Source organism: Nitrosomonas sp., from assembly GCF_020852615.1.
GTDB lineage: Bacteria > Pseudomonadota > Gammaproteobacteria > Burkholderiales > Nitrosomonadaceae > Nitrosomonas.
Genome location: NZ_JADZAJ010000026.1, coordinates 1 through 8,037, shown reverse-complemented (window position 1 = coordinate 8,037; position 8,037 = coordinate 1). Strand labels below are relative to the sequence as shown.

General features: G+C 49.8%; 7 protein-coding genes and 1 pseudogene. 3 read left to right on the top strand and 5 right to left on the bottom strand.

Annotated elements, in window-relative coordinates; genetic code table 11:
- From IT527_RS06595 to IT527_RS06585, 3 genes are all read right to left on the bottom strand, one after another.
- Positions 1-270: transposase (locus tag IT527_RS06595; protein WP_292967736.1), on the bottom strand; the 270-nt coding region annotated here is incomplete at its 3' end.
- Positions 271-326: 56 nt separating this feature from the next.
- A complete protein-coding gene (locus IT527_RS06590) occupies positions 327-908 on the bottom strand; it encodes a PepSY-associated TM helix domain-containing protein (protein ID WP_292967735.1) in 582 nt (193 codons plus the stop codon).
- Between the two features lie 87 nt (positions 909-995).
- Positions 996-3,416, bottom strand: coding sequence for a TonB-dependent receptor (locus tag IT527_RS06585; protein ID WP_292967734.1), 2,421 nt, complete (start codon positions 3,414-3,416; stop codon positions 996-998).
- Positions 3,417-3,708: 292 nt separating this feature from the next.
- Between IT527_RS06585 and istA the strand changes: the two are divergent.
- The 3 genes and pseudogenes from istA to istB all read left to right on the top strand — a co-directional run bounded on the left by istA (position 3,709) and on the right by istB (position 5,762).
- Positions 3,709-5,090 (top strand): annotated as a pseudogene (gene istA, locus IT527_RS06580) (IS21 family transposase).
- A complete protein-coding gene (locus IT527_RS06575; protein ID WP_292967733.1) occupies positions 5,077-5,355 on the top strand; it encodes a hypothetical protein in 279 nt (92 codons plus the stop codon). The pseudogene istA and the gene IT527_RS06575 overlap by 14 nt, the downstream one beginning before the upstream one ends.
- Positions 5,259-5,762, top strand: a complete 504-nt coding sequence (gene istB / locus IT527_RS06570; RefSeq protein ID WP_292967738.1) for an IS21-like element helper ATPase IstB — start codon at positions 5,259-5,261, stop codon at positions 5,760-5,762. Before IT527_RS06575 ends, istB begins: the two co-directional genes overlap by 97 nt.
- Positions 5,763-5,847: 85 nt before the next feature.
- Here the strand turns inward: istB and IT527_RS06565 are convergent, their stop codons facing one another.
- Both IT527_RS06565 and IT527_RS06560 read right to left on the bottom strand, forming a co-directional pair.
- Positions 5,848-6,903: a FecR domain-containing protein gene (locus tag IT527_RS06565; protein ID WP_292967732.1), complete on the bottom strand. Its 1,056-nt coding sequence runs from the start codon at positions 6,901-6,903 to the stop codon at positions 5,848-5,850.
- A gap of 36 nt (positions 6,904-6,939) precedes the next feature.
- On the bottom strand, positions 6,940-7,422 hold the full coding sequence (locus IT527_RS06560) for a sigma-70 family RNA polymerase sigma factor (protein ID WP_292967737.1): 483 nt from the start codon (positions 7,420-7,422) through the stop codon (positions 6,940-6,942).
- Positions 7,423-8,037 lie beyond the last annotated feature (615 nt).

Below are 8,037 nucleotides of genomic sequence, written 5' to 3'. Positions count from 1 at the left end.
TTTTTTTAATGCCCGCTCCAGCACGCTTACACCGTGCTGGTCGGGCTCACTCCATTTACGCCAATAGGCGTACACACTCTGCCATTTGGGAAATTCGCCAGGCAGGAACCTCCATTGGCAACCGGTGAGCAGCAGATACAGCACCGCACAAAACACTTCATACAGATCTACAGTTCGAGGTTTGGTGCTGCGTCGAACACTGCGCAGAAGTGGCTCTATCCCGGCAAATTGTTCTATGCTGATATCGCTAGCATATTTCGTTCTATTCATCCCCGTATTGTCAGCGATGGAGAAAAGATTGTAAACGGGCTCTAAGAGTGTTGTGTTCACAGATCAGGTTGACCGGATCGTTTCCTTCCCGGCGGCAACGTCAGATAAAACCCGACGAAACAGTCGAAGAACCACAGTAATGCTGCCACACCTAAAGCATAAGTACCAAACATGACAATGTGTTTGGGTAATGCCAGTGTGTAATGCAACCGGTACAGAGATGGCATGATGTTTTCTTCAGCCAGCGATACTTCTCCCCAGGTGCGTGTTCCCGTTCGTTCACCGGTATAGGGGTTTAGATAGACTTCGTTATATGGAAGCTCGAACAACTGATTTGTTTTCGGATTAATCCGGGGCACTAAAAAGAAACGGTACGTTTGACCAGCTTCATAATTCAGGTTGATCCAGTCAATTCGCGCTCGTGATTCTTGTCGCTCGATGTGTTCACCCAAAGTAAATGGATCGAGCCGTTGCATATCCGATTTTTCCGGAGTTGGTACTGTCAGCAATACCGGATTCAGCCAACGATCCAGCTCCTGATTAAACGCCAGTACACTGCCAGTCAATCCGACGATGATCAGAAACGGGACTAGCAACAACCCGGTATAGCGATGGATATAAACCAGTAAAGAGCGCATAAGCTGAATAATGAGAAAACCGGAAACAACTGCAACAGAATTAATGAAAATTATTCAGTTGGTTACATCGGGTAATCAATGTTACCGTTACATCTCATAGCGGATTGAGCCGACAAAGGTGCGCGGGACGCCCACATTGACTGAGAAACGATCACCCAATGTACCGCCATACAGGGTTTCATTCGCCAGATTGTAGGCGTTGAGCTGCAAACTGAGGCGTGACTTCAGGACGGGCGGACGGTAGCGTACCATGGCATCGACACGTGCCTGTGCCGGCAGGAAATAGGTATTGGCCGGATCACCCGGGCGTTTGCCCTGTGCATAGATGCCGGCCCCGATGCTCAGTCCGCGCAGTGGCTTGTACTGCACGTCGTAACGTGCCCACAGACTGCCGGCATGTTTGGGCACATTCCACAACCGGTTACCTTTATTGGTACCTTCCAGCACTTCGGCGTCGGTATAGGCATAAGTCAGGATCAGATCCAATCCCCGGGCTACCTGCCCGGAAATATCCACTTCCACTCCCTGGCTACGTGCCTGGCCGATAGGGATTGAGTACGGTTGTCCCGGTACCGATACGGCCAGATTCTTTTTGGTCAGATGATAATAGGCCACGTTCGAATTGAGCCGCCCGTCGAAAAATGAGGTCTTGAATCCACCTTCGAACTGCTCACCAATTTGTGGTTTGAGGATATTGCCGTTTGCATCGAATGCGCCATTGGCCGCTCCCAGCGATTGCACATAATTGCCGAAGAATGACAGCCATTCCCACGGTTGATACACAATTCCTGCGCGCGGACTGAAGCGCGCATTATTGATTTTGTTACTTGCCGCCCTGGCACCTGCCAGTGATTGGCCTACACCAGAAACAAAACCGGTTTCTTGTGAAGCCCAGTCATAGCGGCCGCTCCCCATAATATGCAGCTTATTGAACAGCGTGATCTGATCCTGGAAATACACGCCATTCCATTCAATCTTCTGATCTATGAATCTGTTATAAGGTTGTAATGCCAGATTGATATTTTTGTATTGGGGCTTGAAAATATTAATGGAGTCAGCGTCCAGACTAATCGCTTTGACAGAGCCAAATTGGCCATAGTAATCCCAGCCAGCCAGTATATTGTGCTCAATATCTGCAGTATGAAAATGCCCGGTGACATCTACTGTGTCCATATAGACATCATTGGTAGCATTACCTGAATAAAATCTTCTTTGTAACGCACCCGTCAATTCATTTAGATTATTTCCAGAGGTTTGTGGGTCAACCGTATCCCGGCGTAAATGATTAAAGCGAGTACGCACTTGCCAGTCATCATTAAACGCGTGGGTTAAAGTAGCAGCAGTGTTATATAATTGCAGCGTAGCTTTATCTAAAGCAGATTCCCCCAGAAAGCGTGATTTCGGGATTTTGGCCGGACGATTGCCAAGTGCCACAATGCCATGATCTTCCAGGAAATCTTCGTTGGAGTACATAAAATCCACATCAAGCTGAGTACTTGGGGTGATTTTCCAGGTAACTGATGACGCTACAAAAATACGTTTATGAAAACCAAAATCACGGAATGAATTTTTGTTCAAATATTCAAGGTTGAGGCGGTAAAGCAATGTGCCACTTTCGTTAAGAGCGCCAGTCGCATCAGCCCGCGTCTGGTACTGGCTGTATGAGCCAAACTGCTGATTCAGCATATAGTAGGATTCAGCCTGTGGTCGCTTGGTAATCAGATTGATCATGCCGCCCGGCTCGATACGGCCATACAAATTAGCTGCTGCTCCCTTGACTACTTCGACGCGTTCGATATTAGCTAAAGGCAGTCGTGCTGCAGGAAATCGGAATCCGTCGCGATAACTTAAATACCCGGTATTAAAGCCCCGGATCATGAATTCCTCAGACAATCCACCGAAAGTGAATCCCGGAAATACACCACTGACGTTTTTAATCGCATCTTCGATCTGAATCGCCTGCTGATCTTCAACTATCGCGCGCGGGATCACCTGTACCGAAATCGGTGTTTTCATCAACGACAGGTTGGATTTAGTTGCCGTTGACGCGTTAGTACGGGTGTAACTCGGATTTCCCGGGGAATCCATCTCCATGAGGCTGGTAATCTTGACTTCTGGCAGTGTAGTGAGATTTCCGCCAATTGCTTTTGCCGCAATTAGCACATAGCCAGCCATATTCCTTTCAAAGGTGAAGCCACTGTTTTTCAGCAGTGTGGTCAGGCCGGATTCGATGCTGTAGTTCCCTTCCAGCTTGCTGGCAGTGAGATTCTTTATTTTGTCTGCATCCATTGAGATTGCAATACCAGCCTGTCGCGCGAACAGGCTCAACGATTGCTCCAGTGATCCTGGCGGGATGCTGTAATGAGACATATCGGCTGGTATTCCCTGAGCAAGAGTGATTGAAGGAAAAATCATTGTATGGATAGTCAGCGCAATGAGTGTTGATCCGAGTAGTAATAACCAGCCCGGTTTTAGCTGGATGTGTCTTGATTGAGTAGTGCGAGGCATATCAGACTCCTTTTTGTTGTTCTCAACTATCATGACAACCAAGAACAAAAATGCGGAACCGATACGACTTCCTGCAGGTTATTTTTTCTGGTGAAGTTTGCTGACAGGGATTTATCTGTCAGCGTGATCAGGTTTAATCCGTATGTATTGATAGGAGCTGTTAATGGCCATCTAAACACCCATCTCTGGCCATTAATTTTGACCCATCCCCGGGGTGGCCGTCAGGCCAAAAAATAGATAGGGTTCTCCGCATTTTGACTGGCAGGGAACCGTTCTGATGAAGAGGTGGAACGTGATACATAAAATCAAATCATTACACGATGGTGGCAACGGTCTTTCGATTCGTGCCATCAGCAAGGAGCTGGGGATTTCCCGCAACAGCGTACGCAAGTACCTGCGCCTGGATAAAGTGACCATTGCCCGGCAGCAGGACGATCCAGCCCGCAGCAAGCAGCTGGATGCGTGCAGGGATTACCTGCTCGGCCTGTTGGTGAATTTTCCAGGATTAAGCGCTGTCAAGATTGCCCGCAAGCTCAGGGAGAAGCTGGGCGAGCTGCCTGCATCTGATCGCAGCATTCGGCGCTATGTCAGCGCCCTGAAGGATAAGGTTACAACCGGTCAGTTCCGTTACTACGAGCCTGTGGTGGATGCGGTGCCCGGTGTACAGTGCCAGGTTGATCCGGGCGAGCTGCGCACCGTACTGATTGGCGGTGTGGAAACCGTAGTGCACTTTGTGGTCTTTGTGCTGGCCTACTCCCGTCTGATGTATGTGGGACTGTCCTTTCGGCCGCTCGATACTCAGCAATTTATCCAATTGCACGACGAGGCACTGCGCTACTTTGGCGGCATGCCTGAAGAGTGCGTCTATGACCAGACCAGGCTGGTGGTGATCGGGGAGAAGTACCGTGAGCTGTCGATCAACGAGCGCTTCCACCAGTACGCCACTACCGCCGGATTCCGTATACACGCCTGTGAAGGCTACGATCCCGAGAGTAAGGGCAAGGTCGAAGCTGGGGTCAAATACGTCAAGCAGGACTGCTTTTACGGTGAGATCTTCCGCGATGAGCAGCATCTGCGCCAACATGTGCTGGACTGGCTGAACAACGTTGCCAATATCCGGATGCACGGCACCACCGGCGAGTTGCCACGGGAGCGGTTTGAGCGGGATGAGCGCATCCAGCTCAAATCTTATCTGTCACCAGCCTGTGTCACACTGGTGGCCAGCGAAACCCGCAAGGTGGATAAAACCGGGCTGATCTCCTGGAAGGCCAACAAATACTCGGTGCCGATGGCGTGGCAGCAAAATCATGTGGGCGTTCTGGAAAGCGGTAACCAGTTGCACATTACAGACTTGCAAGGTGGTGAGGTGCTCGCCCGGCACGAACTGTCCGGTGGCAAGGGCCGGATCATCAAAAACAATAATCACTACCGTGACCATATCCGGCGTCGAGAACAGCTGGAGCAGGACATACAGACACTGGTCGGTGATGAGGCGGTCAGTCAGGCTCTGTGCCAGCAGCTACGGCAGTTACTACCCAAGGTTTACAAGGATCAGTTGTACGCCGTGCGCAGCCTGCTGCGTAAACATGGCCCGGTGGAGCTGGAAATGCTCTGAGTGCTTATCAACAACTTGGCCAGCGCACTGGCCAGGAGGTGACCCATGAGCATGCTTGAGCAGACGGCTGCACAGTACCGCAGCCTGCACCTGAGCGCTATAGCCAGAGAATTGAATCAGCTGCTGGTTGAAGCCGAAGCCGGAGAAATGTCCTATCTCAACTTCGCCAGCCGGATGGCCGCATACGACGCAACTACAAGGCGGCTGGCTTTCCTGCACAGAAGCTTCTGGAAGGCTTTGACTACCGCTACCAGACCACAATCAGCAAGCGCCAGGTTAACGCACTGCTGGACTTCCAGTTTATCGACGAACGTAACAACCTGATCTTTATCGGCCCGCCCGGCGTGGGCAAAACGCACCTGGCCATCGGAATTGGCCACAAGGCGGTTGATGCCGGCTACCGGGTCCTGTTTCACAATGCGCTGGATCTGGTCGAAGCGCTGGAGCTGGCGGAAATGAAGGGGGAGCTGAAAAAGAAAATCAGCCAGCTTGGCAAGTACGATCTGCTGATCATCGATGAGCTGGGCTACCTGCCCATGACGCGGCAAGCCCGCTACAACCTGTTCCAGCTGATCAACAGCTTGTACGAATACCGGTCAATCATCCTGACGACCAACAAGGATTTTACCTGCTGGGGGGAATTCTTCCACGATGACAACGTCGCTGTACCAATCATCGATCGCATCATCCATCACTCACACATTTTTATGCTGGGAGGTGAAAGCTATTGACTGAAACAAAAAACCACAGGTTAAACAAGCAAAAATGGGTCAATTTTATTGGCCAAAAGTGGGTCAAAATTAATGGCCATTGACATCAGGAGTGAGCAGGGGGTGGTAGGGGTAGTTCATGAATATCCGGTTCAACGATCAACAGCCACGGTGTAATGGTGTATGTCCGGATCGGAAAACTTCTAGTCAGCAGATACAGTGCTTTATCGGTATCATCAAGCGGAAGTACAGCGCTGATTCTCAATCGTTCAAGTTCATGGGCATTGTAAAGTACCAGACCAGTACGGTAACGTGAAAGCCGATCCAGTACTTCCGAGAGCGGCCGGTTGTTTACCTTCAGATGCCGAAATGCCCAGGCATCTGAAAGCTCTTGCGTATCGACCGTTTCAATTTCCCCAATCGATTTGTCTGAAAATTGCACACGCTGCCCTGCGCTAAGTACAAGCGTTGCCGCAGTGTTACCGGTCTGCCGTCTGTCTGATTCAAACAGGGCGATCTCCGCCTGGGATTCCAGCATGGTCAGTGTTGTTGTTTCATCAGTCAGGCTGACGATGAAGCGTGTACCCAGCGCCCTGATTTGCCCGTGTCGGGTTTCCACCTGAAAAGGCCGACCGGGATCTGCAGCCACGTCGATCAGAATTTCACCGCGAATCAGTTCGATGTTCCGCAATTCGGCATCAAAGTGGAAATTGGTGGCGCTGGCACTGTTGAGGGTAACCGTACTTTGATCAATTAGTGTTTGTGTATGCCATTGCCCGGTAGTGGTACGCGTATCTGCCAGCAGATAGGCGGGAGAATAATGCTGAAAGAAAAACCAGGCAGGCAAAGCCAGCGTAATCATCAGCATGATGACAGTCCCCAGTTTTTTTGCGTGAGTGGCCCTGTGTGCATTCTTCAGGGATGCTTCCACAGCAATACGGGCGGATGTCGGGTGAGTAGTCTCGCGAACTTGCTCGGATTGCCGGACCAGTCCCATCATTTTGTTGGCAGCCCGGGCGTGTTGTGGATTGATTCGCTGCCACTGTTCGAACTCTGCCAGCAGTGCTGCACGATCAGCAGAGGTCAGTCCATTTTCCGACAGGCGGACGACCCATTCAGCCGCCTGTTCGACAATCGAATCAGGTACAGAATTGGAATGCATTCCTGGATTTATCGCTATCGTTACGATACAGGGATCCTATCCCTCCGAATCATCGAACTGATGGCAGTGTACCAATGTTTGCATCAGGTATTTACGCACCATTCTGTCTGATACGCCAAGCTGTGTGGCAATCTCCGCATGAGTAAACCCTTCGAAATAATGTAGCATGAAAGCCTGCCGGGGTTTCTCGGCAAGCCCTGCCAGTATCCGGCTGAATTTATCCAGTATCTCAATTGCAGAGATGATTCGTTCAGGAGAGGGAAATGCATCTGCTGTCTCGACAGATTGGGCCAGTGCTGCCAGGTATAACTGCTCGATCTGCTGTTTTCTTGACTGGTTGATGATCAGCCGCTTTGCGGTCGTTACCAGATAAGCTCTGGGTTCCTGAAGATGAGGTAAATGTGACAAGGCCAGAATACGGGTGAACGTATCCTGTGCAATATCAGCAGCCTGATGCTGACAGCTCAGCTTCTTTCTGAGCCATGTAAACAACCAGTTGTGATGGTCACGATAAAGTATATCGATTGCGGCAATGACCGAGTGCTCGTTTGATCCAGTTATATCGTCAGGTAGTGATATTGCTCTGTTTCATCAGGATTGAAAACAGGTTGTGACATCGTTTCGGCAGATATAATTGAATACTTAATATTATCCTTATGATGCTTTTTGATTGGAATGCGACAAATTGTCGCAGCTGGGTATGTAAATAAGCCATGCTGGCAGTGCTAGTTGAGGTGGGCTCGTATTCTCTGATTAGTAAAATATGGAGCCTGTCGAATTATATTTCCGTAAATTCAGAAAGTATCAGAATTCATTGCTATCTTTCTGACAGATTGTATGTTGTAGAGGAATCGTGGCTTATGTGCCTTAGTTTTCTCGGCTACTTGGTCAGATGTTTACAAGTTAATGACAAAGCCGGACGAGCCATCTGTATTCTGATAGAAATATGGCATAGCTAGAACTGAATCGTTCCGGGTTTTACCGGCGCCACTGTTGATAAAGTTCACCCGAACGGTCATTCCATCTTTTTCTGGAGGCGGATAGATTTTCTTCAGCTCGCTGTGCAGCTTGCTGGGCAGCCTGAAGTTCCTTCTCGATTTCCGTTACTTTTTCCTGATGGTAGCGCAAATTATC